Raw genomic sequence first — 26,159 nt, 5'->3', positions numbered from 1 at the left:
CTCTTAACTAGTTTAATTAAAATGCTGTACTTGGAATAAGTTATAGTACACACCTTGCTGCTTCATCAGGTCATTATGCGTTCCTCTTTCAGCAAGTTTGCCGTGGTCGATCACAAGAATTTGGTCTGCATGTGTGATAGTTGAAAGACGATGCGCCACGATTAAAGTAGTCCGGTCATGCGCTAATCGTTCCAACGAATCTTGTATTAATGCTTCGCTTTCAAGATCGAGCGCTGAAGTAGCTTCGTCCAAAATAAGAATTGGCGGATTTTTCAAGAATACGCGTGCAATTGCCACACGTTGTTTTTGCCCTCCTGATAATTTCACACCACGTTCGCCAACTTTAGTATCATAGCCTTCAGGCAGTTGTGAGATGAATTCATCTGCGTTTGCAGCTTTGGCTGCCGCAATTACTTCTTCATCTGTTGCTCCCGGTTTACCCATGAGAATATTTGCTTTTACTGAGTCACTGAAAAGAATTGAATCTTGCAATACTAAACCAATTTGGTCGCGTAATGTATGAGTCGTTACGTCGCGCAAATCATGGTCATCCATATAAATGGCACCACTCGTCACATCATAAAATCGTGGAATCAATGAGACGATTGTCGATTTCCCACCGCCGCTCATTCCTACAAAAGCAACAGTCTCTCCTGGCTTTACAGTAAAGTTCAAATTGGACAGCACTTCAGTTCCCCCATCGTTGTAATGGAAAGAAACGTCGCGAAATTCTAATTTGCCATCAACGACTTTTAAGTCATGGGCTTTTTCTTTATCTGTTACATCGTAGTCTTCATCTATTAACTCAAAAACACGATCCATCGAAGCTAACGATTGAACCAACGTTGTTGAAGAATTGACTAATCGGCGTAACGGGCTATATAGGCGTTCAATATAAGCGATAAACGCGACCATTGTACCAAGTGTCAAATCTCCTTGGATAACTTGATAACCGGCATAACCTATAACCATTAACGGAGCAACATCCGTTATGGTATTCACTACTGCAAATGCTTTAGCATTCCACTTTGTATGGTCAATTGCCTTTTCTAAAAATTGATCATTTGTATCGTTAAAAATTTTCTGCTCATGCTTTTCTAACGCAAAACTTTTAATAATGCTCATCCCTTGCACTCGCTCATGCAAATAACTTTGAACATTTGCTAAAGCTTGTGAGCGTGCACGCGTCAGATCACGTAAACGACCAAAGAAATATTTTACGCTGAAAGCATAAAACGGAAACGCTAGTATTGCCACAATGGTCAATGAAACATTCATCGTCAACATGATAATAATGGCAATGATAATAGTCGCAATATCTAACCAGACGTTCATTAATCCGATCATTACAAAGTTTTTTGTTTGCTCTACGTCATTAATCATACGCGAAATAATTTCTCCAGCTCGTGTATTTGCATAATAACGCAAACTCAAACGTTGCAAATGTCCATATAAATAGCCACGAATATCATAAAGAATTTTATTGCTGACATATTGTGCATAATATTGGCGGAAATATTCAATTGGCGGTCTCAATAAGAAGAAGACAATTGCCGTTCCACCAAGCCATATATACAGCTGTCTTAATTTCTCTGCATTTGACAGAGCATCCGCTCCAATAATATCGTCAATGACGATCTTGATAAGCAGCGGTATAAATAGCGGTATCGCGAACTTGAATATCCCGATGACAATTGTCAGTGCAATTTGCCAATAATACGGTTTAACAAACTGCATATAGCGTTTCATACTATTCAAACTTTCCACTCCATTCTATACAAAACGAAAAACCTGTCGGCAAGCAACAGGTTTTCATTTTAATCACGAATCCGGTTTAACCTATGAAATTCATAGCGGTTCGTCCATACTTCGATAAAGTCTTGGGCAAACGGTCCTTTGCGCTGTTTAATCCAGCCGATCAGTTTTTCTACATTTCGGTGAAGTATTTGATCAATCACTTCAGGATATCCCATTTGCCGCTTATGGTCTTCATATTCGTCTTCATCCAATAACGTGTACGACATGTCTGGAAACACTTTTACGTCCAAGTCATAATCGATGTATTTCAACGAGCCATTATTATAAACGAATGGAGAACTGACATTGCAATAATAATAAACACCGTCTTCTCGGAGCATGCAGATGATGTTAAACCAATGCTCTGCGTGAAAATAACAAATTGAAGGTTCACGCGTTAACCAAGTTCGTCCATCGGATTCTGTCACTAGCGTCCGTTCATTTGCACCAATTACAATATTATTCGTACCTTTCAGTACAGTTGTTTCCTGCCAGACACGGTGGATGCGACCATTGTGTTTATAACTGTGGATTTGGATTGTTTCACCCTCCGCAGGAATCGCCATGTAATACCCCACCTTTTTGTCTAAGCCATTAGTTATCTGCTATTTCCGTATTATATCAATCAATTCTGAAAACATACAGCAATAAGGCATAAGGACCAAAGGATTACATAACGACTGAACGCCCGCCGTCTACAATTATGGTCTGGCCGCGAATCATATCCGAGTCAGAAGAAATCAAAAACATTGCTGCTTTAACCATGTCATCTACTTCAACCATACGACCCGCTGGCGTATTAACACGAGCATCTTCTAGTAAATCGTCGCGGTTTGGGAAATGTTTTAATGCATCTGTATCAAGCGCTCCACCGGATACGGTATTAACCGCAATTCCAAGCGGTGCCATTTCTACCGCCAAATAACGGGTAATTGATTCTACTGCGGCTTTTGAAACACCGATTGTAGTATAATTTTCCAAATAACGAATTGAACCTAATGAACTAATACCGATAATTTTACCGCCTTTGTCCATTAATTTTGCCGCTTCTTGCGCGCCAAAAAGCATCGCTTTTGCATTAATGTTCATCGTCCAATCCCAATGAGATTCTTCTAATTCCATAATCGGACGCAATACACCTGATGCTGCATTAGAAACAAAAACATCTAGACGCCCAAATTCTTCTTTAATCGTCTCGAACATACCACGTAGTTTTTCAACATCCCCCACGTTTGCCCGGACTAATAGTGCTTTTTGACCTCTTGCTTCAATTTCTTTTACCGTATCAAGTGCCGCTGTTTTGCTGCGCGCATAGTTGACAACGATATCGTATCCTTGGTCTGCAAGCGCAATTGCCAGCGCTTTGCCAAGTCCTTTACTACTTCCAGTTACTAATGCCACTTTTTGTTCCGCCATTATCAAACATCTCCTCTTTGTTGTAAAGCTGTTTTCATTTTTTGAACAGGTCCTGCAATCGGCAATAAATCTAATTCTTCTGCTGTTACCCATTTCATACGAGCAGGCACAACAATATTTCCACTTTCGGCTATAAAGCCATCCACGTTCCATGTTAAATGAGAAAAGACGTGTTTGAAAGAAGTAATTTTTTCGGCTTTGTCGATAACGCCTTTTAAGCTTTCCGATAATTGCTCTTCAATCTCTAAAGGCAACACATCCACTGCAGTTTCAAGCATAGGGAACTGCCACATGTTTGCAAGCAGTCCGGTACTAGGGCGCTGTTCCATCAGCAATCGATCGTGATTACGGATAGCAACCATTGCGTACTGCAATGATTTTGTTTTTTTAGCTTTCGTTTTAATAGGTAACTCGTTTTGTTTGCCTTCATGAAATGCCGCGCAATGTTCGCGTACCGGACATAACAAACATTTAGGTGAAGTTGGCGTACAAATCAATGCACCTAACTCCATCAGCCCTTGATTGAATGAAGATGGATCTTCATGGCTAATGATTTCCGTTACTGCTTCTTCAAAAATCTTACGTGTTTTTGGTTTGGCAATGTCTTCTTCGATCAATAAAATTCGTGATAATACGCGCATTACGTTACCATCTACTGCATGTTCTGGAATACCATAAGCGATACTTAAGACGGCTCCAGCTGTATAAGGACCGACACCTTTTAACAAAGAGATTTCTTTGCGGTTATTGGGTACGATTCCTCCATAATTTTCAGCCACTTCTTTGACTCCTGCTTGCAAATTTCGCGCACGAGAATAATAACCGAGCCCTTCCCACTGCTTTAGAAGAATTTGTTCGTCAGCTTCTGCTAAATCATTCAATGTGGGAAATTTTTCGATAAAGCGTTTATAATAAGGAATAACCGTATCAACTCGAGTTTGCTGCAACATAATTTCTGAAATCCAGATTTGATAAGGGTCTGCGGTACGTCTCCAAGGCAAATCTCTTTTCTCTGCTGCAAACCAGTTGATCAAGTCGTTTTGAAATTGGTTTTTTTTAAGTGTAATGGTTGCAACCTCCGTTTAGCTTGATTATTCCAGTTCCATATCGGGTATATAGAAAAATGAGGAATAAGTTTATTTTAACAAAACATTTGATTTCTCCATAAATATAACTTCTATAGAGAGGGGGATGAGACAATGGATACAGGTACACACATTGTCATGGGTATTTCCCTTGGCGGCCTCGCAATGGCAGATCCTGCCGTCGTCAGTAACCCCATCACCATGACTGCTGTCGTTTCCGGTGTCATCATCGGATCTTTAGCACCAGACATTGACACTGTTTTAAAATTACGAGATAACGCTGTTTATATTCGACATCATAGAGGCGCGACTCATTCGATTCCAGCTGTTTTAATGTGGCCAATATTAATTGCGGGTGGTCTATATTTCTTTTTCCCAGAAGCCAATCTACTCCATTTGTGGCTATGGTCATTTCTAGCTGTTTTTCTACACGTCTTTGTCGACATCTTCAATTCTTATGGCACTCAAGCACTCCGGCCATTCTCCGACCGGTGGATTGCTTTAGGCGTCATCAATACATTTGATCCTATCATTTTCGGGGCTCATGTTCTGGCTTTGATTATATGGGCATTTGGCGCGAACCCTGTTTGGACCATCAGCATGCTATATATTGCTATGCTTTTTTATTACCTTGCACGATTCGCGCTTCAAGCAGCCGTTAAACATGCTGTTCTGAATACCATTCCAGGTGCCACGAGCGTTTTTGTAGCACCGACAATGCGCTTTTTCCACTGGCGCATTGCAGCTGATACGGATCGTCACCATTATGTCGGACGAGCGTATGGACGAACGATTAACATTTACGATAAGTTTATGAAAAAAGAGATGCCTGAAAATAACTTGATTCAAGCGGCGATGAAAGATAAAAATATTGCTGCATTCATTTCATTTTCCCCACTATATCGCTGGGAAATTAATGAATATGGTGAAATATTTGAAGTACGACTAATTGATTTGCGATACCGTAGCAACGATTATTATCCGTTTGTTGCCGTTGCCCATTTAGATAAAGATTGCACAATCATCAATTCTTACACTGGCTGGATTTTCAGTGAAGATAAATTAAGAAAGAAATTAGATTTCAGTCATAACTAGAAAACGCACACCCCAGGGTGCGCGTTTTCTTTTTTTAGTTTTTCACACCTATTTCCGTTTGCTTACTAGTCTTTTAATAAATGTGCGTATTTTGGATTCGTCCCAGCAAATTCATGAATTTTGTCGCCGTAGCTGTCGATCCACTGACGCATGACTTTCTCGACTACTGCTGTTCCTTGATAATCGTATCCTGCTTTTGCGTATGATGATTCAAAGTCAGATGCCAAAAGTTCAATCCACGTACGTGCTTTTTCTTCAGAAAGATTCGGATTTTTTTCTAATAGCTCAATTGTTAGTTGCTCAATAATTTCCTTCATTAGTTTATTTCCCTTCTTTCAACGGGCGCAGCATAGAAATCGGCAACGCTTCCGTATGTTTTTCTCCACCCAAGCGGTAACCCCAAGCAAATCGGCCTTTTAAATAATCAATTTGAAAATAGACATTCGGGTCTCCTTCAATGCGGTAAACTTCCCCTGGTTTGAAATCAGCAGGATCTAGTAAGTAAGCTGCTGCCATTGTAGCTTTTCGCTCAAGTACTGCAAATTCATTAACGATACCGAGCTGTTCAGCTTTTCTTGCTTTTTCTCTTAAACGAGCAATTTCCCCGTGGAGTTCATGCTCTGTCATGTCACTATATGGCTTTTGTTCAGTCATCTTCAAGCTCCTTTTTATCTAAATAATCGTTGATTACTTCACTGGGGAATCCTTTTTGGTAAAGACCTTGCTTCACTTTTGACTTTAAATCATAGCCAGTCAGTTTTGAACTATTCTTGCGCCACAGTTTATCCCCTTGCTCTGCAATCATCTCTGTCCATTGATCATCATCTTTTTCTAAATCTAAATCTTCGATTGCTAATTTAATCAGTGCATAGTTATAGCCTTTTCTCATCAAAGTATCGCTAATTTTTTGATTGATTTGACTTGGTGTTTTCATTTTTTCTTTTAACGCAATTTTCTCAGCGAGTCCTTTTGCGACTTCCAATTGTTCTTCTTCTGAATAGGAATCCAAAACATCTTTTTGCATCTGTTTATCAATTCCTCTCTTTTGCATATCTTGCTGAATCGCACGTGGACCTTTTTTGCCTGATTTAATCTGTGTTCGCATTAACGCTTCTGAAAATTGCTGGTCATCCAAAAAATTATGTGTATACAATTTTTTGATGGCTTCATCTATTACGGCATCTCCGTATTCTTTTTCTTTTAGTTTTTGACGCACTTCGCCTTCACTTCTCATACGGAACCCAAGATAGTAGAGCGCTTTGTTATAAGCTTTTCGGACTTCATCTTCGAAATTGACTTCTTCGATGGTCCATTGATCTAGCTCTTTTCCTTTTGTGAGCTGATACCGGATAAGCACCGCCTCATCCACGCTAAAAGCATATTTATCTTCAAAAAAGATATTATACCTTTCAGGGTTTTTCTTTCCCTGTGTGATTTTCGAAATAATCGGCATTTACTGGCACCTCTCTTCTTGTTATATTATACACCTTTCAAGCAGACAATGGCATAGCTTGAGGTCTAAAAGGGTATGCTAGTAAGAAACAGGAGGCGATGGAAATGAAAATAGCAATTACTGGCGGTACTGGATTTGTAGGCAAAGAATTGATTCGTTTATTAATCGCTAGAGGCGATGAAGTGTATATTTTGACGAGAAAAGCGAAAGACTCATCCCAACGCAGTATTACATACGTAAAATGGTTAGCTGAAGATGCGAAACCTGAGAATCAGTTAGAAGGCATTGATGCTTTTATTAATTTAGCTGGTGCTTCCATTAATGATGGTCGCTGGAGCGAAGAACAGAAAAAACTGATTTACTCAAGTCGTATGGATGCTACGAATGAATTATTGCGCATTATTCACAAGCTAGAGAAAAAACCGAAAGTTTTAGTAAACGCCAGCGCTGTCGGTATTTACCCACCTTCTCAAACGGTTACTTATACTGAGGCTTCTGCCGAACTTGGTTCAGACTTCTTGGCACAAACAGTTCGTGATTGGGAAATTTTAGCTCATCGCGCTGAAGAAGATGGATTACGTGTAGCGTGTGGACGTTTCGGCATTATTCTTGGGAAAAATGGAGGGGCTTTACCTTTAATGGCTTTGCCTTATAAAATGTTCGCTGGCGGCACTGTTGGATCTGGTAAACAATGGCTGTCATGGATTCATATTAAAGATGTGGCACGAGCATTGATTTTTGCACTTGATAACGATCAATTGACCGGAGCCTTTAATGTAACGGCACCTCATCCGAAACAAATGAAAGATTTCGGTAAAGAAATTGCACATACACTTGGCCGACCTCATTGGATTCCGGTTCCATCTTTAGCAATGAAGGCGGTTTTAGGTGATAAAAGTCAATTGGTGCTCGAAGGTCAGCGGGTCTTACCTATTGTCCTCGAACAACATGGTTTCCAATTCAAGTTTCCGAATTTGCGATCAGCACTGGCTGATATCTATAAATAAGACTATAATGGGGAGATGATTAACTGAAGGATGTGAGATCCATGAACGATAAACCTATTATTGAAGAAGGCCAAAAAATTCCGATGACGATTAAACGACTTGGGATCAACGGGGAAGGCATTGGCTATTTTAAACGCAATGTCGTATTCGTACCTGGAGCTTTGCCAGGAGAAGAAATCACTGCGCAAGTAACGGTGGTCAAACGAAATTTTGCTCAAGCACGCATTATTAAGATTCACACAGCGTCGCCTCACCGCCAAACTCCACCTTGTCCAATTTATGAAGCGTGTGGCGGCTGTCAGTTGCAGCATATGACGTATGGTCAACAGCTTGTTGAAAAGCGTGATCTAGTTGTACAAGCACTCGAACGATATTTAAAAGGAACAAAGGTTCAAGTCGAAGAAACCATTGGCATGGAAGATCCGTGGCGTTACCGCAATAAGAGCCAATTCCAGACACGTCTAAAGGGTTCGAAAGTAATCGCCGGATTATTTGCTGAAGGATCTCATCAACTTTTAGATATTGATGAATGTATCGTTCAACATCCTGATACAACGGTTATTACGAATGCTGTTAAACGCATTTTAGAGGAATTGAAAATGCCAATATACGATGGCAAGACGATGAAAGGAATTATCCGCACAATCGTCGTACGCACTGGGGTTAACACTGGAGAAATCCAACTTGTTTTAGTAACGACACGCTCAAAAATTCCACAAAAAGAATTATTACTAGAGCGCTTGCAGAAAATTGATACTAACTTAGTCTCAATCGTTCAAAATATCAATAAAGAGAAAACATCTCTTGTATTTGGTGACGAAACCATCACATTATTTGGTAAAGATACCATTCACGAAGAGCTAGGCGAATTAGCATTTGATTTATCCGCACGTGCCTTTTTCCAACTCAATCCAACGCAAACCGTTAAGTTATACGACGAAATTAAACGCGCCGCTGAGTTAACTGGTAAAGAAACCGTCGTTGATGCTTATTGTGGCGTTGGGACAATTGGTCTTTGGCTTGCAGATAGTGCGAAAGAAATTCGTGGCATGGACGTTCTTCATGAAAGTGTAGTCGATGCAAAAGCAAATGCAAAAGCACAAGGATATACCGCGAAATACGTAACAGGCACAGCCGAAAAGTGGCTAGAGCTTTGGAGCAATGAAGGTTTTGTTCCAGATGTATTAACGGTTGATCCGCCACGCACAGGTCTAGCAGATTCACTCTTGCAAACCATCTTGAAAGTTAAACCAAAACGTTTTGTTTATACGTCTTGTAACCCTTCTACTTTGGCTAAAGACTTGCAACAACTAACGAAAATTTACCGAATCGAATATATTCAACCGGTTGATATGTTCCCGCAAACTGCGCAAGTAGAATCGGTCACAAAGCTGGTACTGAAATAAAAAAGCTGAAACCAAGATTTCACAAACTTGGCTTCAGCTCAACCTGTAGGCAACTCGATTTATTCGAATTGTCTACAGGTTTTTTGTTGGGAACAAATCGCTCCGATCTCTTTAAGTAAACAAAAGAGGAGTTTTTTGTTAGACAACACTTGTATTAACTGGTTTTTTTAATGCAATAGGTAGGGCAATTACGAATAATATAGTAGCAATAAGCAGTAAGAAACTTAATCCTCCTGAGTATTGAATAAACACTCCGCCCATTGTGGGTCCTGCTAAACTTCCAATGCTAAATGCAATTCCACATAATAAGTTCCCCGTAGGCAATAACTCTTTTGGCATCAAATCAGCCATGTATGAAATACCCAGTGAAAATGTAGAGCCTACAAACATACCGGCTACTGCAAAGAAACCTATCGTCATCCATGCATTTGTTTCATAAAAGCTAGCAGCTACAAAAACCACAGCTCCACCCACTAACGCTACTAATAATACTTTTTTCCGACCAATGCGATCACTCAAATTTCCCAACGGTAATTGTGTAGCAATTGCTCCTGCTGAAAAAGCAGCCAGCATGATTGAAACCATGCCCACTTCAATTGATTGCCGCAATGCATAGACAGGGTAAATTGCATTGAGAGAGGCTTCTAAAAATCCATAACCTAGTGGCGGTAAAAATGCGACCCAAGCAATTAAAGTGGCTGCTTTAAAACGACCAATTGTTCCACGCGCTGTCATAGCGCTGCCAGTAGCTTCAGGGAAATCATTTTTCACTAAAAAAACTAAAGACCACGCCACTAAACAAAGGATGCCAGATACGATAAATGGCAATGCCTCGAACACTTCTACCATCGGAACAAATAACGGTCCTGCACCAAACCCAATGCTAAAAGACATGCCGTAAATCGCAATATTACGACCTAACCGGTGGTGAGGTGATGTACTCGTAATCCACGTCTGTGTCGAAAAATGAAGTGCTTGGTCTCCGACACCAATTAATATCCGTAACAAAAACCAAAATAACACCGATTTCCATAACGTAAAGAGAAAAAGAGATAGGATGACCAATCCCCCTCCTACTAAAATGAGCGGTTTGTAACCAAACTTGCGCAGTTGCGGTTCCATAAAAGGAGCGATTAACAGTGTTCCAACATATAACCCAGTTGCGCTTAACCCATTCAAGGCAGACGAAACACCATCTTGTTCAAAAATAACCGCAATCAACGGCAATAACATACCTTGTGAAAAGCCAGATATTGAGACAATGGTGACCAAAATCCAAAATCGTCCACGGGCACTTTGTAAATATGACTTCATGGTGCCTCCTTATGAGCTTGTTCTTTTGTATTTGAGATGATTTCAGATACAATTCTATCATAGGGAGGCGTTATAAGATGAATTTTTCAATGAATGAAAATGGATTTACAGGGCATTTACCTTTCGGAGATCTTCAAATCTCCGGTAATGAAGAATACGGCTTTAGACCTTATCAATTATTAGTATCTTCATTGGCGATTTGCAGTGGTGGTGTAATGAGAAAAGTGTTTGATAAGATGAGGATGCCGTTTGAGGATATTCAAATCGAAGTGAAAGAAGTTGTCCGTAATGACGAAGTAGCTGGTCGAGTGGAAAAAGTACATTTGCACTTTATTATTACTGGCGATATTAAAGACGAAAAAATGCCACGTATTTTAGAATTGACGCGTAAAAATTGTTCAATGGTTCAATCTGTACAAGATTCAATTGAAGTTGTTGAAACCTACGAAATTCGTTAACCATCATAAAAGGCTCATTCCCTATCTGATGTCAGATGGTGGATGAGCCTTTTACGTTTTATATACGGTTAAGTTATCTTTCATAAAGTCATTCTCGGTTAAAGTACCGATGAAATGTGCGAACCGCCTCCTTCGAATTTCCTGATGCTGTGATGTGGTTTCGCTGATTTCCTTCGGCCTCCCCTCTCTTTTGATTAACCTTAACTTAACATAGACGAACCATTAAGTAAATATTCAAAATATAAAAACTAGTAAAATAATTCGTTTTACCCATACTTTATTGAAATATTCTTCGTTTTCCGGTACGATTAACTTGCGAAATGAGGTGTATCACATGGGAAAATCCATTACGAATAAAGAACAGCAAGTTTCTTATATGAAGCAGCGCTTAAGTATGTTTTTAGAAGTATTAGATACGATTGAACCTGAAAACACAGAACTTGAAGACATTGATCGCTTGATCGCGATGGTTGACGATTTGGACGATAAAATGAAACAATTTCAAAGTCGTCCTTCTGAAGATCAATAATCTGTAAATCCGCTCTCTTTAGCAGCGGATTTTTCTTTTGGTTTGTAACATAGGCTATCTTACTCTTTAGTTTTAAAGCAATGTGATAAACTACAGAGTAAGTACGTTTTTAATCTTCCTTTCCTTCCAAACTCCTTCATGTCTCTTCATTCACTTTGATTGATTAAATCAGATTCCAAGAAGCGAGGTGCCACTCATGTCATTTATCAAAATGCATATCGAATTGATTGCCTCCATATTGTCAGGAATATTAATCCTCATCGCTTTCACACTTGAACTACAACAACAAGCTACTCTCTCAGCCATTATTTATATACTCGCCTTCGGAATTGGAGGCTATGCCAAAGCCAAATATGGCATTTTGAAAACCATCGAAGACAAACAGCTGAATGTTGAAATATTAATGATTTTAGCTGCCGTCGGATCTTCTGTTATAGGCTATTGGACAGAAGGTGCTATTTTAATTTTTATATTTTCTTTAAGTGGTGCGCTAGAAACCTACACGATGAACAAAAGCAAAAAAGAAATTACCTCTTTAATGAAAATCCAACCAGAAACGGCATGGCTAGTAAAAGACAATCAAACGATTCTTGTTTCTTTAAGTGAACTTGATACCGGAGATTCTATTGTAGTAAAGCCAGGTGAACGAGTTCCTGTAGACGGTGTCCTTCAAAAAGGGCAAACAGCAGTAGACGAGTCGGCGATTAGCGGCGAGGCACTTCCGGTTTCTAAATACAAAGAAGATGAGCTTTTTGCAGGTACGGTTAATTTATCTGGTACTATTACTATGGAAATGACCAAACCTAGCACAGAAACCTTATTCCAAAAAATTATTGACTTGGTACAATCTGCGCAAAGCGAAAAATCCCCTTCTCAGCAATTTATCGAACGGTTTGAAGGACGTTATGTAAAAGTCGTCATTTTGGTTTTTATCCTAATGTTGTTTTTACCTCATTATCTAGTTGGCTGGGATTGGAACACAACATTTTACCGCGCAATTGTCTTGCTAGTAGTTTCCTCTCCTTGTGCTCTAGTTGCTTCTATCATGCCTGCCACACTCGCAGCAATTTCCAACGGTGCAAAAAACGGCATCATTTTCAAAGGTGGCATACATTTAGAAAATTTGAGCATGGTCCAAGCTATTGCTTTTGATAAAACAGGAACATTGACGCGTGGTAAACCTGAAGTGACTGATTTTGTTATTCGCGAAGGAGCCGACCCGCAACTAGCGATGGCACGAATTGCTGGAATCGAGTCACAGTCAAACCACCCTTTAGCAAAAGCGATAAATGACTTTGTCGTTTCTAAAGGAATTACACCTGTGCCAAACTTGATGATTCAAGACGTTCCGGGCAATGGCTTGAAAGCAACCATTAATAAAGAAGAATTTCTTGTAGGAAAACCTAAATTTGTGGGAGAATCGCTAGCAGAAGATTTTGAAGATGGCTTATTGGAAAAGCTAGCCAACCAAGGAAAAACTGTAACCTTTGTTCGTGACGGTGAAGGAATACTCGCTGCTATGGCATTAAAAGATACGGTTCGCGACATTACTAAATCTACAATCGATGAACTGAAAAAAGCAGGGATCTACTGTATTATGCTAACGGGCGACAATCGCAAAACTGCGGGCGTTATTGCAAAAGAAACTGGCGTTGACGACTATATTGCAGAATGCATGCCCGCTGATAAGGTCGATGAACTGAAAAAACTTGTGAAAAAGTATGAATATGTTGCTATGACAGGAGACGGCATAAACGATGCCCCTGCTCTCGCAACTGCGACAACTGGAATTGCAATGGGCGAAGGAACTGATATTGCACTGGAGACGGCAGATGTTATTTTGATGAAAAATGATTTATCTCGCATCGCATACGCAATCCGCCTTTCTAAAAAAATGCAGCGGATCGTCAAACAGAATATCTTTTTTTCAGTTGCAGTTATTGTGTTATTAATCATCTCAAATTTTTTTCAAGCCATTACACTTCCACTCGGTGTTATCGGTCATGAAGGCAGTACGATTTTAGTCATTTTGAATGGCTTACGTATGTTAAACCGCAATATATAAGCAAAAGACGACATGATTGTTAACAATCATGTCGTCTTTTGTTTTAATAAATACCGCCGTTCATTCATCACGGCATTGATCTGGCCACCAATGACCAAAAGCATTGCCGAGACATATAGCCAGAGCATCAACACAATAATTGCCCCGATACTGCCATAAGTTGCTGAAAAACTTCCGAAATTTTTAACATAAATAGAAAACAAATATGACGTTAGCAACCATCCTGTTGCCGCAAACGCAGCTCCAGCCAATACACTTAAAATATTAAGTCTCACATTTGGAGCCAACCAATAAATAATGGCACACGCAACAAAAATGACAATGGCTGGAATCGTAAAACGGATAGAATTCCAAACCACTAAAAAATTCGCTTCTAAGCCTAAAAACGAAAAAATTAATCGTCCAAGCTGCTCTCCAAAAATCGGCAATGCCAACGCTACTATTAAAATAAAAATCAACAAAACGGTTAATATTATTGACATCGCTCTGGCCAAAAGAATTGGACGATTTTCGGCAACTTTATATGAGAGATTTAGCGACTTAATCAACGCGTTCATACCAAGACTAGCCGACCAAATTGTTGCTAAAATACCAAAAGACAATAACCCTGTATTTTGCGTGGTTAAAACTTCTACTACAGTACTTTCAATTAGTACGTAGACCGTTCCAGGTACTACTTCCTCTAGAAAGTTGAAGATTTCACCACGAGACAACGCCAAATATGGCAACAACGTAACTAAGAAAATTAATAGCGGGAAAATAGACAAGAGGAAAAAAAACGCCAACTGTGCTCCAAGCCCTGGCACGTCGACGTCTTTAATCCGTTGAAACAATTCTTTAAAAAACCCGCTGCCTTTCGTAACATCATATGTATTCGAATAGGCGCGTTTTTCGCTGTCAGTTGGTTGCTGATCTGCGGGTTTCATCTGCACAAACTTCCTATAACCGATTTTCTGAATTGGTATTCCCGCTGGGTTGACCGTTTGAGCGATTTGTATCGTTATCTCCTAAAGAAGTAGTTGGAGATGGATTGTCTTCTTTCACTGCTGAAATGACATCATCTTTTGTTTCAACAACTGCTTCTTTCGTATCTAAGAACGCCTCTTTTGTTTCAATTGCCATTTCTTTTACTTGTGGAGACATTTCTTTCAATTCATTTACTTTACTGCCTACATAAGAAGCATCTTCAGAAATCCGAGAATATAAGTTTTGTGCTCTTTCAGCCTGGTGCTGGAAAGCTTGTACTAGTTCATCTCTATTCGAAGCATAGTATTTTGCATTGTCTGAAGCTTTTTTAGATTTCTCTATAACATCGTTTCTTGTATTGCGATCAAAAAGTGAGACAATCACACCCACCGCTGCTCCTACTAATAATCCTGTCATTAATTTGTTTTGGCTCATCCTAAATTCCTCCCAATAGTATAAATAATTTCACATCTGTTAGGAATTTTCCCTAATCATTAAAGACCTAAACGCTTTTTTTATAAAAATAGCTTGACTATATTAAAAAAGTTTCGGAATATTATGTTTACAGGAGGTTTTATAAGATAGAGAAGGAGATTATAGAAGGGGGATTAATAATGGAACAGTTTGAAGAGTTATTGGGTACGATAAGCGGTTTAGTATGGGGACCACCTTTATTAATTTTATTAGTAGGAACAGGAATTTTCTTAACCGTTCGTCTTGGCGTTCTACAGCTTCGTTTATTGCCTTATGCATTAAAATTGGTTTTCACGAAAAACACAGATACAACTTCTAAAGGAGATATTAGTCATTTCCAAGCACTTTCAACCGCAATGGCTGCTACAGTCGGTACCGGTAATATTGTTGGTGTCGCAACAGCGGTTATTCTCGGTGGACCGGGTGCAATTTTCTGGATGTGGTTTTCTGCATTCTTCGGGATGGCTACTAAATACGGTGAAGCCGTTCTTGCTGTTAAATATCGTGTAGTTGACGCTAAAGGACAAATGGCTGGCGGACCTATGTATTACCTTGAACACGGGTTAAAACAAAAATGGTTAGCGGTATTATTTGCTATTTTTGGTGCCATTGCTGCATTTGGTATCGGTAATGGAACACAATCAAACTCAGTTGCATCTGTTGTTCGTGATACCTTTAGTGTTCCGACATGGATTACTGGAATCATCCTTACAATTTTTACTGCTCTTGTTTTACTTGGCGGGATTAAGAGTATCGGGCGTGTTACTTCTTTCTTCGTACCTTTTATGGCTCTATTTTATATCATCGCAGGAATTATTATTATGATTCTTAATATGGAATTGATTCCAGCTGCATTTGGCACAATCTTTAGTGCTGCATTTACAGGTGAAGCTGCAGTTGGTGGCGCGATTGGTGCCGCGATTCGCTACGGTGTCGCGCGAGGCGTATTCTCCAACGAAGCTGGACTTGGTTCTGCTCCGATAGCTGCTGCTGCTGCCATCACAGATTTACCTGGACGTCAGGCATTAGTATCCATGACACAAGTGCTTTTCGATACAATCATCATTTGTTCGATCACAGGTGTTACGATTGTTATGTCTGGTCTTTATAAAGACGAATCACTTGAAGGTGCTGCATTAACAACAGCTGCTTTCGAACAATTTTTAGGAGGCGCTGGCCCGATTATTGTGGCTGTCGGTTTGATCTTCTTCGCATCTTCTACAATTATTGGTTGGTCATACTACGGAGAGAAATGTTTCCAATACTTATTTAAAAATCCAGCATTGCTAATTGTTTACCGCGTAGCTTTCGTCTTGATGGTATTCGTTGGTGCAACAGTTTCACTTGATGTTGTATGGACTTTCTCTGATGTTATGAATGGATTAATGGCGTTCCCTAACTTAATCGGACTTCTCGGTTTGTCGGGTGTCATTGTTCTAGAAACGAAACGCATTATTGCAAAAATCAAAGAAGAAAAAGAAGCAAAACAGGCTGGCAATTGACATTACATTTGAATAATGAAATGATAAAGTATACCCACCTGAAAGGCAGGAACTTATCATGGACTTATCTACACCTTCTCCAGAAAATGTCAGCTTTATGATTGAAGAAATAAAAGCCAAATTGCGTATGGTTAATGTTGATGCAATGAGAGCTGAACATTTCAACGCTTCTCAATATGAAGATTTACATGACTTATACCAAATGGTTGCAACTCGCGACAAATTTAGTACAAGTGAAATGCAAGCCATCGCTACTGAACTTGGCTCATTGCGCAAATAACACATAAAAAATACCTTGAAGGCATTAGCCTTCAAGGTATTTTTTTGATTGTAGCCTTATGCCTGTCGGAGCAAAACGGTCGTTTCAGCTTTTCTTTTTGTCCAGCTTCAGAAGCCAGGTTCTCGGGTCATAAGTCAGCCCGGCTATACGACTGTAAACACGTCGCTTCGCCGGGCCGTCTTATGCCTGTCGAACCTTAACGGCTTCTTCAGCTTTTCTTTTCATAATGCACAACATACCAACCGCCTTCTTTTATGACCGTTTGTATGCTTAGTAATTCAAGTCCTGCTTGCTTTCCCCATTCGGCTAATTCTTCACGTTCAGGTAAGCGGTACAAATTATCGAACGATGAGAAAAAGCTATTAAAGACATTGGCGAAGGGTGGGCTGTCACTGCCTCCAGCAATAGGGGTTATTACCGACAACATGCCATTCTCTTTAACCCAGCTGGCCAATTCATTAAAAAGTTCTTGACGTTTCTCGAGATCGATATAGTGAATTACGTTGTTCATCATGACCATGTCTTGAGGTTGATCAGGTTTGTATTTCCACAGATCTGCATTTTCAATTGAAATGTTTTTATTGTCTTTTGTTAGTTTTTTCGCGACTTCTGTAACAGAAGGGCTGATTTCAATTCCAGTAAAATGCGTTTTAGGGAAACGTTCGGCTAATTTTTTAATATAGCCACCTTCTCCACAACCGATATCCAATACTGATGCTGCTTCTGTTTGTTTTAAACGTCTTGAAATTTTAGGAAGAGCCAACACTTCCAACAACCGACTTGTTTCCGCTACAGTTGGTGCGTGTTTTTCTTCATCGTAATGCAGACGGTCTTGGTTACGCATCATGTCGGGATAACTTAAAAGTGTTGGAATATGCAATTCCATCATTTCTTTTAAGAGTACCCCAGAGGAATTATTGCCTTTTGGTTTTGGCAATTTCCAAGCATTCCAGGTTTTATAACGACTTCTTCCCGCTTCTTTTAAATGGCCAATTGATACACCTACGCTAACCCACTGATTTAATAAGTCTGCGTCAAGTTGAAGGGCATCTGCCACATCCCTTTTTGTCATTGGGCGCTCGAACGCTTTAAATAAGTCCAACTCATAACCAACATACGCATGCCAACTGTATAAAAAAGGTTGATTGCGTTTCATATACATTCTTGCTTTAAACATCTTCATCACATCAATCATTTGAGTCCCTCCGTTTTCCATGGATAATCATCTTCCGGTGTATAGTATTTTAATTCTTTACGATCTTTCGGTAAATCTTTCATACGTACTGGCATAATGCCACCTTGAATAAATCGATCACGAACATTTTCTTTCCACATACCAAGACCCGAAACATTCAACATTTGTTTAAAATGGAGAATTGGATCTTCTTCCATACGTTCAAATGTTCGCTGACGGATATAGCTTACCGGTTTAAATGGAAACGAATAGGCTAATGCTGCTAAATGGCTCAATTGAATGACGTGATCAGCACGTTTATAGCGCACTTTTTCGTACCACTTCAAATTACCTGAATGCGTTTTTTTATATTCGAACATATCTGCCGTTAATTCACCTAAAATATCGGCGTCTTGTATCGCCATATTCATCCCCTCTCCTGCCATAGGGTGTACAGCGTGACATGCATCTCCAATGATTGCTTTGTTGCCTTTCACATAGGAATTAGCATGATACATTACAGGAATCATCAATTGGATTTTTTTCCAATCGCTTAGCTGTTGAACATATCCATCTACTACAGGAGCTAAATCTGTGTAGAGTTTATGAAAATGACTGATTGGTTTTTCTTTTAATTGTTTGTAATCTCCTGGTGGGATTAAGTAAACGCTACGAACTTGATCATCTGGCAATGGAAAAAGGCCTAAAAAACGATTATATGTAGAAATGATTTTGCCATCTGTAAAATCCTTCGCTCGCGGGAAAGTAACTGTCAAAAAATGATGATTGTAAGTAGTTTGCTTAACTTCTATTTCCATCGCTTTTCGTGTAACCGAGGATCGGCCTTCTGCCCCAAAGAAAAACTGAGCTTCCACTTCAAATTTCTCCGTTCCTTTTTGAAGAACAGCTGTTTTATCTCCGTAACCTTTACAAGCCGTACCTTTTAAATACTCGAAATTATCGTATTCACATGCTGCATTTAAAATTACCGATTTTAATTCTTCATGATGCATCATATAAGCTGCATTGTATTTACCTGGTAACACGTTGTAATCCATGAACGATTGATCCTTTACTTGTAACGAGCTAGAAAGTTCAAGCATGTCTAATACTTTAATTTCGTTTGAACGATTGCATACTTGCTCATAAATTCCGAGTTCATCAAAAATTTGCATACTTTTTGGTTGCAGAAGTTCTCCTTTATAAGTAGGTGCTTTTACAGCCATTCGCTCGGCAAGAATCACTTGGATGCCTCGTTGCGCCAACTTTAAAGCAAGCGTTAATCCACCAATTCCACCTCCGCCAATGAACACATCTGTTTTCATCTACCTCAACCCCTTGCTCCTCTTTACCCTAAACCTAAGAGATTAAAAACCACTTAATGCTGCCCAACAAAAAAAGAAGCCCACGAATGGACTTCTTTTCACAAATTATTCTTAAAGTTTGTTATAAGCTACAGCTAGTTCCGCTCCAACTTTCGCGTTATGCTTCACTAACTCGATATTGGCAACTAAACTTTTTCCTTCAGTCAATTCTTTCACTTTTCCTAAAAGGAAGGGTGTAACTTCCTTGCCTGAAATGCCATTGTCATTTGCTTCTGTCATCGCTTGTGCAATAATGTCATTAATGAACGACTCTTCTAAAGCATGTTCTGCTGGAATTGGGTTGGCGATAACTGCTCCGCCATCAATTCCTAAATCCCATTTTGCTTTTAGCACTTTAGCTAACTCATCTGTGTTGTCTGTGCGGAACGTTAGATCAAAGCTACTTGAACGCGTGTAGAATGCTGGCATCACATCTGTTTGGTAGCCGATAACAGGAACCCCTTTGGTTTCAAGGTATTCCATTGTTAACCCAATATCCAAAATTGATTTTGCTCCTGCACATACAACAGCGACTCCAGTGTTTGATAGTTCTTCTAAATCTGCCGAAATATCCATTGTTGTTTCTGCGCCTCTGTGTACTCCACCGATACCCCCAGTAGCGAAAACGCGAATACCTGCAAGTTCTGCGCAGATCATCGTAGCTGCTACAGTTGTCGCTCCAATTTGTTTTGTTGCGATGACTTGGCCGATATCTCTTCTTGAGACTTTAGAAACCCCAGGAGTGTTACCAAGAAGTTCTAATTCTTCTTCAGACAACCCGATTTTAATCTCGCCATCCATAATTGCAATAGTTGCTGGAACGGCGCCATGATCACGGATAATTTGTTCTACAATACGAGCTGTTTCCACGTTTTGCGGATAAGGCATACCATGCGAGATGATTGTTGATTCAAGTGCTACGATTGGTTTTTTGCCCTCTAGTGCCTGTTGTACTTCTGTTGAATATGAAATCATTGTGTTCATTGTAATTCCTCCAGTTCTTTTTGTAGTTGTACCGCTGTCAGTTCTTGACGAACAGTCGAATTGCTTTCTAATGTTTTTGCTGCATTCACCATACCCGCATGAATTGCTGCGTCTAAATCTTGGCTTCCTAATATGCTATGGACGATTGCACTCGAGAATGCATCTCCTGCGCCTGTGACATCGGCTACATGTTCGACTTGTATGGAAGTGTAATGTTTAGTGTCTGTAGAGTTTCCGGCTATAGCGCCTTCTTTCCCACCTGTGATGACGACTGATTCTGCTCCTCGATCTAAAAGTCGTTGAACGGCCTGATGCCACTCTTCTATCGTCTCGATAGACATCTCCAAATACTTACTTGCTTCATCACGATTTAAAATCAACCAACTGATACCTGCTAAATCATCACTCAAATGATTCATTTTTGGAGCCGATACCGGAATAACAGCTAAGGGAATTTTGTTAGCTAAAGCTAATTTACGTACATATTCTACCGTTTCACGTGGACAGTTTAAATCGATTACAAGAAAAGCAGCAGACAGTAATGCACTGTCATTTTTCGAAAGATAAGCTGGTGTCATAAAATCATAAATTTTCATATCCGCCATTGCCAGTATCATTTCGCCATCAGGTTCTAAAATGGCTGTGTATGTTCCAGTTGAAAGGCCTTCAACCGCCTTGGTAAGTTCTGTTGACATAAAAGAATTTGATGCCGCTTCAATTAAATCCCACTCAGGATCATTTCCAACAATGGATAGGAGTTTAACAGAATTGCCTAGTCGCCCCAAATTTTCAGCAACATTTCTTGCAACTCCACCGACACTCCCGGAAACAGATGCAGGATTTGATGTGCCCATTTGTGCAGTTTGCTGCATCAGGAATTTCCTGTCGACATTGGCACCGCCAATACATATAACCGTTTTTTCTTCTGGTAATACATATGCGCGTCCCAAAATTTTACCTTGCCGCATTAAATTTGAGATGAAGTTGGCAAGCGAAGGTCTGGACATATTTAACCTTTCGGCCATTTCCTGTTGGGACAGATAAGGATTTCGGCGGATCAATTCCAACACTTCCACTTCTTTCTGATTCATATCTACACCTCCATTTAAACTTTTGTTTAATTATAAACTTTTATAATAAATAATACAAGAAAAATAATTAATTTGAAAGACTGGTATAAATGATTGCAGGCTGAGACTGAAAATTGCTACTATAGAAGAGATGAGAGGAGAGATTTATTTGACGTCTTTTAATGAGAAATTAGCCCGCTATGCTGAACTAGCTATAAAAGTGGGAGTAAATATTCAACCGGGTCAGCAATTATATATTGCTGCCGCTATCGATTCTGCACCATTCGTTCGTCTACTTACCCAAAAAGCTTATGAAACAGGAGCTAAACAAGTCTATGTAGATTGGTCTGACGATGCCATTGCACGTCTGCGTTTTGAATTAGCACCAGAGGATTCGTTTTCACAATACCCTGCTTGGAAAGTTCAAGAGCGCGAACAACTAGCAGAACAAGGTGCTGCATTTATCAGCATTGTGTCTCAAAGTCCTGATTTATTATCGGGAATCGATTCAAAACGTATTGCCGCATCACAAAAAGCGACTGGACAGGCATTAAGCAAATATCGTCAATATGTCCAATCCGATAAAATTAGCTGGTCCGTTCTAGCAGCACCTTCAGAAAATTGGGCAGCTAAAGTATTTCCTGAATTACCAAAAGAACAGCAAGTTGACGCACTTTGGGATGCGATCTTTAAAGCTGTTCGTGCAGACCTTGATCAACCAATTGAGGCGTGGTCCGAACATAACCGCTTATTGCATACAAAAGTCGATTATTTGAACGATAAAAAGTACGCGAAACTTCATTACACATCGCCGAAAACAGATTTAGAAGTAGCACTTCCAAAAGGTCATCTTTGGTGTGGAGCTGGATCGGTTAATGAAAAAGGCGACACATTTATGGCAAACATGCCAACTGAAGAAGTTTTCACTGTTCCATATAAACCAGGCGTAAACGGCTTTGTTTCAAGCACTAAACCTTTGAGCTATGGCGGTAATATTATTGACGACTTTAAAATTACATTTAAAGACGGAAAAATTGTTGATGCAACAGCTGCTCAAGGCGAAGATGTTCTGAAACAACTGATTGCTACCGATGAAGGTTCACACTTCTTAGGAGAAGTTGCATTGGTTCCTCATCAATCGCCGATTTCTGATTCGAATATTCTATTCTACAATACATTGTTCGATGAAAACGCTTCAAATCATTTCGCTATTGGCAGTGCCTATGCATTTTGCCTTGAAGGTGGAAAAACAATGTCACAAGAAGAACTTTTGGAAAACGGCTTGAACCAAAGCATTACTCATGTCGATTTCATGGTTGGCTCTTCAGAAATGGACATTGACGGGATTTTAGAAGATGGTTCGCGTGAACCAATTTTCCGTGATGGTAACTGGGCTTTTTAAGTATCGATAATTCGACACTTATTTTTTCTGTTGAAATCGGGTATACTTAAGATTGATAATTACAGTTTAGAGAGGAGTTATCATTATGTTTTATGACATCACTGTCGTTCTTGGCTTTATGGTCGTCATTTTCATGTTTTTCTTTACGCTTCTTCACTTTCTTGGGAAAGAGCTTCACACGCACGACTCTGAGCATGTAGATCCTATTCCTGAAAAAAAATATTAAGCGATAAAAACCGGCTTCTTTATTGAAGCCGGTTTTTATATTGTTTGCTATTTCATTTATTGAAATAGGTATTTTTTTACTTTTTTCACTTTAGGTTCCTTGGACTCTTTCGTTTGCTGGTTTGTAATGATAAAATTCTATCAAGTCAAGGTTTTTATTTATAGGAGGTATTCATGTATGTTTTCTGCAACAGCTATTGGCATTGATTTAGGAACTGCAAATATATTGGTTTATACAAAAGAAAAAGGCATCATTATAAATGAACCTTCAATGGTTGCACTGGATGCAAAAACACGCACGGTTTTAGCCATTGGTAATGAAGCAAAAGCAATGCTTGGAAAAGCCCCAGATTCTATTCTTATCGTCCGTCCGTTAAAAGATGGAGTCATTGCAGATTTTGATGTAACGAGAGAATTATTGACCATCATCATGCAAAGAGCCTTGAAACAACTTGGTAGTACTTTTCGTAAACCTACCGTTATGGTTTGCACTCCATCCGGAGCTACTAAGGTTGAACGCCGCGAAATTCACGATGCAGTCAAAAAAAGCGGCGCTAAAACCGTTCACTTGATTGAAGAAACTGTAGCAGCTGCAATTGGCGCAAATTTGCCAATCAGTGAACCTGTAGCAAGTGTTATTGTCGATATTGGCGGAGGCACCACTGAAGTCGGCATTATCTCTTTTGGTGGAGTCGTGTCATCAAACACGGTCAAAGTAGCCGGCGATCGCATGGATGAAGATATTATTCATTATGTCCGCAAACAATACAATGTTTTGATCGGTGAACGCACCGCTGAGAATATCAAAAAAGAAATTGGATACGCACCAATCTCTCATGAGGTTGAAACGATGGACATACGTGGCCGCGATATTATGACAGGTTTACCAAAAACCATTACTTTAAGCTCTCTTGAAACACAAGACGCGCTTAAAGAATCGTTATCCGCCATTCTTGAATGCATTCGTGCAACGTTGGAAAATTGTCCAGCTGAGTTATCTGGCGATATGGTGGACCAAGGCGTTGTTATTTCTGGTGGCGGTGCGCTTTTAAAAGGTTTACAGGAATGGCTGTCAAAAGAGATTTCAGTCCCTGTCCATATCGCACCTCAGCCATTGGAGTCTGTCGCTATCGGAACCGGGTTATCACTTGGTATGATTAAGCAATTAGAAAAAATGTCGCGTTAAATGCATAAAGGCTAAAGTAGACCCCGTTTCATGGGTTTTCTTTAGTCTTTTTTTCCTTTATCATAGCTGTGATGATATGAAAACATACTATTATCAACATTAATTATTGAAAGATGACTATCTTCCTGATTTTTAAAAATATTCCTGTTGTAATTCGTATTTCTTATAAATTTAGATTAAAATAAAAGAGTATTATTCGATAAGGGGGAAGGTTAATGGCTTTATTAGACCAAATTTTAGAGTACAACGAAGAATTCGTGAAAGAAAAACGGTATGAGCAATATATGACCACTAAATTTCCGGATAAGAAAGTTGTTATTTTAACATGTATGGATACGCGGCTTTTTGAAATGTTGCCAAAAGCAATGAATTTTAAAAATGGTGATGTAAAAATTGTGAAAAGTGCTGGGGCTGTCATTAATCATCCTTTTGGTGGCATCATGCGTAGCCTAATTGTCGCGGTGTACGAGTTAAATGCAGATGAAATTTATATTATTGGACACCATGACTGTGGGATGTCCGCAATTAAACCTAAAGAAATTCTTGATAAAATGAAAATCCGAGGAATAGATGAAAAGACCATTGAGATGATGGAATACTCTGGAGTAGACTTAGAAGGTTGGCTTCGTGGATTTGATGATGTGACGGAAAGTGTTGCCCATAGTGTTAATATGGTGCGTCATCATCCATTATTAGATAAAAACGTTCCTGTGCATGGGCTAGTTATTGACCCCACAACTGGTAAGCTAGATGTTGTCGTCAATGGTAACGAAAACCGCTGAGAAATTCTCAGCGGTTTTCTTTTTGGTAATAGATATAATCGAGTGCAATTCCTTCTTTGCCAAATTGTCTGAGCAAAGATGTAACTTGTCCTCTATGATAGCTTGCATGATTGACAAAAGTGAACAACATTTCTTCTCTTGTCGTAGAAAATTTATCCCCGCGCATATTCCGGTAATGCAGTGTCTCTTCCCACTGTTGGTCTGTGAGAGATGAGAAAAACACTTCCATTTCCTCATGAAGCAATCCATAAGCCTCAATTGCTTTTCCTGTTGTTTCCACATCAAAATGTTCGAACGTTGGATTCGTAACGCCCGACATTCGGAGTAGCCACAGTTTCTCTACACCTAGGACATGCTCTGTTGTTTCTTGAATGGAAGCAAAAGAGTTAATGCCTTCTTTACTATAAAATTCCTCGCCTGAAGTTTGTACATGTTGCAAACAAGTGATTGCTGCCCATTTATGATAAGAGAATAATTTAGCTTTATCCATTCTTCACACCTTCTTCTCTTGTTATTCATCATTCAAACCAACGATGCAGGTCATTCCACCATTTTTTATAGGTGGCCTTACCCTTTCAAAATTCTTGCTCCATCATCGCGTAATAGTAATGATCTTTCCATTCACCATTAATATAAAGAAACTGCTTAAGTAACCCTTCTTGACGAAATCCAGTTTTCTCTAATACCCGAATCGAACCAATATTATCAGGTGAAACATATGCTTCGATTCGGTGAAGACGCAATTGTTCAAAACCAAAGACGGTCATTAGCTTCACAGCTTCCGTAGCAATTCCTTTACCAACATACGCTTCATCGATTGAATAACCAACTAAAGCGCTTAAAAAAGGCATACGTTTCACACTATATACAGAAATGTGACCAATTAGTTTGTTTGTGTTATGTTCATAAATCCCTACACTGTATTCCCGATTTTCTCTCGCTTGATATATCGACTCTCGAATTTTTTCTCGCTGAATGGCTGGTGTAAAATAGCTATCGCGGTGGCTTGGTTCGTAGACAGACCAATATTCCCGATTTCGCAATAGCAGTTGCACCATACCTTCTGCATCTTCCACTGTTAAACTGCGCAAATAACAAGTCTGTCCCTCAAAAAGCAAGTTCATC

28 protein-coding genes are annotated in these 26,159 nt (G+C 39.5%); 12 read left to right on the top strand and 16 right to left on the bottom strand.

Annotated elements, in window-relative coordinates; genetic code table 11:
• Window positions 1-12 precede the first annotated feature (12 nt).
• The 4 genes from MLE13_RS14220 to mutY all read right to left on the bottom strand — a co-directional run bounded on the left by MLE13_RS14220 (window position 13) and on the right by mutY (window position 4,280).
• Window positions 13-1,758 carry an ABC transporter ATP-binding protein gene (locus MLE13_RS14220; protein WP_276323947.1) on the bottom strand — a complete coding sequence of 582 codons (1,746 nt, stop codon included), beginning with the start codon at window positions 1,756-1,758 and terminating at the stop codon, window positions 13-15.
• Between the two features lie 59 nt (window positions 1,759-1,817).
• On the bottom strand, window positions 1,818-2,363 hold the full coding sequence (gene ntdP, locus MLE13_RS14215) for a nucleoside tri-diphosphate phosphatase (RefSeq protein ID WP_008431210.1): 546 nt from the start codon (window positions 2,361-2,363) through the stop codon (window positions 1,818-1,820).
• Between the two features lie 103 nt (window positions 2,364-2,466).
• A complete protein-coding gene (gene fabL, locus MLE13_RS14210; RefSeq protein WP_240750337.1) occupies window positions 2,467-3,213 on the bottom strand; it encodes an enoyl-[acyl-carrier-protein] reductase FabL in 747 nt (248 codons plus the stop codon).
• 2 nt (window positions 3,214-3,215) lie between these two features.
• Entirely contained in the window at window positions 3,216-4,280 is a 1,065-nt protein-coding gene (mutY, locus tag MLE13_RS14205) for an A/G-specific adenine glycosylase (protein WP_346429175.1), read from the bottom strand.
• Between the two features lie 132 nt (window positions 4,281-4,412).
• Between mutY and MLE13_RS14200 the strand changes: the two genes are divergently transcribed.
• Window positions 4,413-5,393, top strand: a complete 981-nt coding sequence (locus MLE13_RS14200; RefSeq protein ID WP_240750335.1) for a metal-dependent hydrolase — start codon at window positions 4,413-4,415, stop codon at window positions 5,391-5,393.
• Window positions 5,394-5,458: 65 nt separating this feature from the next.
• On the opposite strand, the gene MLE13_RS14195 is transcribed toward MLE13_RS14200, so the two are convergent.
• From MLE13_RS14195 to recX, 3 genes are read right to left on the bottom strand one after another with little or no spacing between them, the layout of a single operon-like run.
• Entirely contained in the window at window positions 5,459-5,710 is a 252-nt protein-coding gene (locus tag MLE13_RS14195; protein ID WP_008431203.1) for a YfhJ family protein, read from the bottom strand.
• Between the two features lie 4 nt (window positions 5,711-5,714).
• Window positions 5,715-6,047, bottom strand: a complete 333-nt coding sequence (locus MLE13_RS14190) for a YfhH family protein (protein ID WP_240750334.1) — start codon at window positions 6,045-6,047, stop codon at window positions 5,715-5,717.
• Window positions 6,040-6,846 (bottom strand): recombination regulator RecX, encoded by an 807-nt coding sequence (gene recX / locus MLE13_RS14185; protein ID WP_240750333.1) that lies wholly within the window; start codon window positions 6,844-6,846, stop codon window positions 6,040-6,042. Before recX ends, MLE13_RS14190 begins: the two co-directional genes overlap by 8 nt.
• A 104-nt stretch (window positions 6,847-6,950) precedes the next feature.
• Between recX and MLE13_RS14180 the strand changes: the two genes are divergently transcribed.
• Complete coding sequence (locus MLE13_RS14180) at window positions 6,951-7,853, top strand: TIGR01777 family oxidoreductase (protein WP_240750332.1); 903 nt, start codon at window positions 6,951-6,953, stop codon at window positions 7,851-7,853.
• A gap of 41 nt (window positions 7,854-7,894) precedes the next feature.
• On the top strand, window positions 7,895-9,259 hold the full coding sequence (gene rlmD / locus MLE13_RS14175) for a 23S rRNA (uracil(1939)-C(5))-methyltransferase RlmD (RefSeq protein ID WP_240750331.1): 1,365 nt from the start codon (window positions 7,895-7,897) through the stop codon (window positions 9,257-9,259).
• Between the two features lie 138 nt (window positions 9,260-9,397).
• On the opposite strand, the gene MLE13_RS14170 is transcribed toward rlmD, so the two are convergent.
• Window positions 9,398-10,573 carry an MFS transporter gene (locus MLE13_RS14170; protein WP_240750330.1) on the bottom strand — a complete coding sequence of 392 codons (1,176 nt, stop codon included), beginning with the start codon at window positions 10,571-10,573 and terminating at the stop codon, window positions 9,398-9,400.
• Between the two features lie 77 nt (window positions 10,574-10,650).
• Here MLE13_RS14170 and MLE13_RS14165 point away from each other — a divergent pair, with 77 nt between their 5' ends.
• The 3 genes from MLE13_RS14165 to MLE13_RS14155 all read left to right on the top strand — a co-directional run bounded on the left by MLE13_RS14165 (window position 10,651) and on the right by MLE13_RS14155 (window position 13,625).
• Window positions 10,651-11,031 (top strand): OsmC family protein, encoded by a 381-nt coding sequence (locus MLE13_RS14165; RefSeq protein ID WP_240750329.1) that lies wholly within the window; start codon window positions 10,651-10,653, stop codon window positions 11,029-11,031.
• Between the two features lie 334 nt (window positions 11,032-11,365).
• Window positions 11,366-11,560 (top strand): SE1561 family protein, encoded by a 195-nt coding sequence (locus MLE13_RS14160; protein WP_065526947.1) that lies wholly within the window; start codon window positions 11,366-11,368, stop codon window positions 11,558-11,560.
• A 196-nt stretch (window positions 11,561-11,756) separates the two neighbouring features.
• Window positions 11,757-13,625 (top strand): heavy metal translocating P-type ATPase, encoded by a 1,869-nt coding sequence (locus MLE13_RS14155; protein WP_240750328.1) that lies wholly within the window; start codon window positions 11,757-11,759, stop codon window positions 13,623-13,625.
• 26 nt (window positions 13,626-13,651) lie between these two features.
• Here MLE13_RS14155 and MLE13_RS14150 read toward each other — a convergent pair whose 3' ends face one another.
• Together MLE13_RS14150 and MLE13_RS14145 are read right to left on the bottom strand one after the other, a co-directional pair.
• Entirely contained in the window at window positions 13,652-14,551 is a 900-nt protein-coding gene (locus MLE13_RS14150; protein ID WP_240750327.1) for a YihY/virulence factor BrkB family protein, read from the bottom strand.
• Between the two features lie 13 nt (window positions 14,552-14,564).
• A complete protein-coding gene (locus MLE13_RS14145; RefSeq protein ID WP_240750326.1) occupies window positions 14,565-15,026 on the bottom strand; it encodes a YtxH domain-containing protein in 462 nt (153 codons plus the stop codon).
• A 179-nt stretch (window positions 15,027-15,205) separates the two neighbouring features.
• Between MLE13_RS14145 and MLE13_RS14140 the strand changes: the two genes are divergently transcribed.
• Window positions 15,206-16,567: an alanine/glycine:cation symporter family protein gene (locus tag MLE13_RS14140; RefSeq protein ID WP_240750325.1), complete on the top strand. Its 1,362-nt coding sequence runs from the start codon at window positions 15,206-15,208 to the stop codon at window positions 16,565-16,567.
• 58 nt (window positions 16,568-16,625) lie between these two features.
• Window positions 16,626-16,847 carry a DUF1128 domain-containing protein gene (locus MLE13_RS14135; protein ID WP_240750324.1) on the top strand — a complete coding sequence of 74 codons (222 nt, stop codon included), beginning with the start codon at window positions 16,626-16,628 and terminating at the stop codon, window positions 16,845-16,847.
• 208 nt (window positions 16,848-17,055) lie between these two features.
• Here the strand turns inward: MLE13_RS14135 and MLE13_RS14130 are convergent, their stop codons facing one another.
• From MLE13_RS14130 to MLE13_RS14115, 4 genes are all read right to left on the bottom strand, one after another.
• Window positions 17,056-18,042 (bottom strand): class I SAM-dependent methyltransferase, encoded by a 987-nt coding sequence (locus MLE13_RS14130; protein WP_240750323.1) that lies wholly within the window; start codon window positions 18,040-18,042, stop codon window positions 17,056-17,058.
• The gene (locus MLE13_RS14125) at window positions 18,039-19,346 is read right to left on the bottom strand and encodes an FAD-dependent oxidoreductase (protein ID WP_240750322.1); all 1,308 of its coding nucleotides are present in this window, start codon (window positions 19,344-19,346) and stop codon (window positions 18,039-18,041) included. The genes MLE13_RS14130 and MLE13_RS14125 overlap by 4 nt, the downstream gene beginning before the upstream one ends.
• Before the next feature lie 111 nt (window positions 19,347-19,457).
• Window positions 19,458-20,369, bottom strand: a complete 912-nt coding sequence (locus MLE13_RS14120) for a pseudouridine-5'-phosphate glycosidase (protein ID WP_240750321.1) — start codon at window positions 20,367-20,369, stop codon at window positions 19,458-19,460.
• Window positions 20,366-21,460, bottom strand: a complete 1,095-nt coding sequence (locus MLE13_RS14115) for a carbohydrate kinase (protein ID WP_240750320.1) — start codon at window positions 21,458-21,460, stop codon at window positions 20,366-20,368. Before MLE13_RS14115 ends, MLE13_RS14120 begins: the two co-directional genes overlap by 4 nt.
• 148 nt (window positions 21,461-21,608) lie before the next feature.
• Between MLE13_RS14115 and MLE13_RS14110 the strand changes: the two genes are divergently transcribed.
• From MLE13_RS14110 to MLE13_RS14095, 4 genes are all read left to right on the top strand, one after another.
• Window positions 21,609-22,841: an aminopeptidase gene (locus MLE13_RS14110; RefSeq protein ID WP_240750319.1), complete on the top strand. Its 1,233-nt coding sequence runs from the start codon at window positions 21,609-21,611 to the stop codon at window positions 22,839-22,841.
• A gap of 85 nt (window positions 22,842-22,926) precedes the next feature.
• Window positions 22,927-23,067: a hypothetical protein gene (locus MLE13_RS14105; RefSeq protein ID WP_240750318.1), complete on the top strand. Its 141-nt coding sequence runs from the start codon at window positions 22,927-22,929 to the stop codon at window positions 23,065-23,067.
• 177 nt (window positions 23,068-23,244) lie between these two features.
• Window positions 23,245-24,252, top strand: coding sequence for a rod-share determining protein MreBH (gene mreBH, locus MLE13_RS14100; RefSeq protein ID WP_240750317.1), 1,008 nt, complete (start codon window positions 23,245-23,247; stop codon window positions 24,250-24,252).
• Between the two features lie 215 nt (window positions 24,253-24,467).
• Window positions 24,468-25,034, top strand: coding sequence for a beta-class carbonic anhydrase (locus MLE13_RS14095; RefSeq protein WP_008497158.1), 567 nt, complete (start codon window positions 24,468-24,470; stop codon window positions 25,032-25,034).
• 7 nt (window positions 25,035-25,041) lie between these two features.
• On the opposite strand, the gene MLE13_RS14090 is transcribed toward MLE13_RS14095, so the two are convergent.
• Both MLE13_RS14090 and MLE13_RS14085 read right to left on the bottom strand, forming a co-directional pair.
• A complete protein-coding gene (locus MLE13_RS14090) occupies window positions 25,042-25,524 on the bottom strand; it encodes a DinB family protein (protein ID WP_240750316.1) in 483 nt (160 codons plus the stop codon).
• Window positions 25,525-25,609: 85 nt separating this feature from the next.
• Window positions 25,610-26,158 (bottom strand): GNAT family N-acetyltransferase, encoded by a 549-nt coding sequence (locus tag MLE13_RS14085; RefSeq protein WP_240750315.1) that lies wholly within the window; start codon window positions 26,156-26,158, stop codon window positions 25,610-25,612.
• Window position 26,159 lies beyond the last annotated feature (1 nt).

The organism is Planococcus halocryophilus, from assembly GCF_022489025.1.
GTDB lineage: Bacteria > Bacillota > Bacilli > Bacillales_A > Planococcaceae > Planococcus > Planococcus halocryophilus_A.
This window is presented reverse-complemented; position numbering and strand designations above follow the sequence as displayed.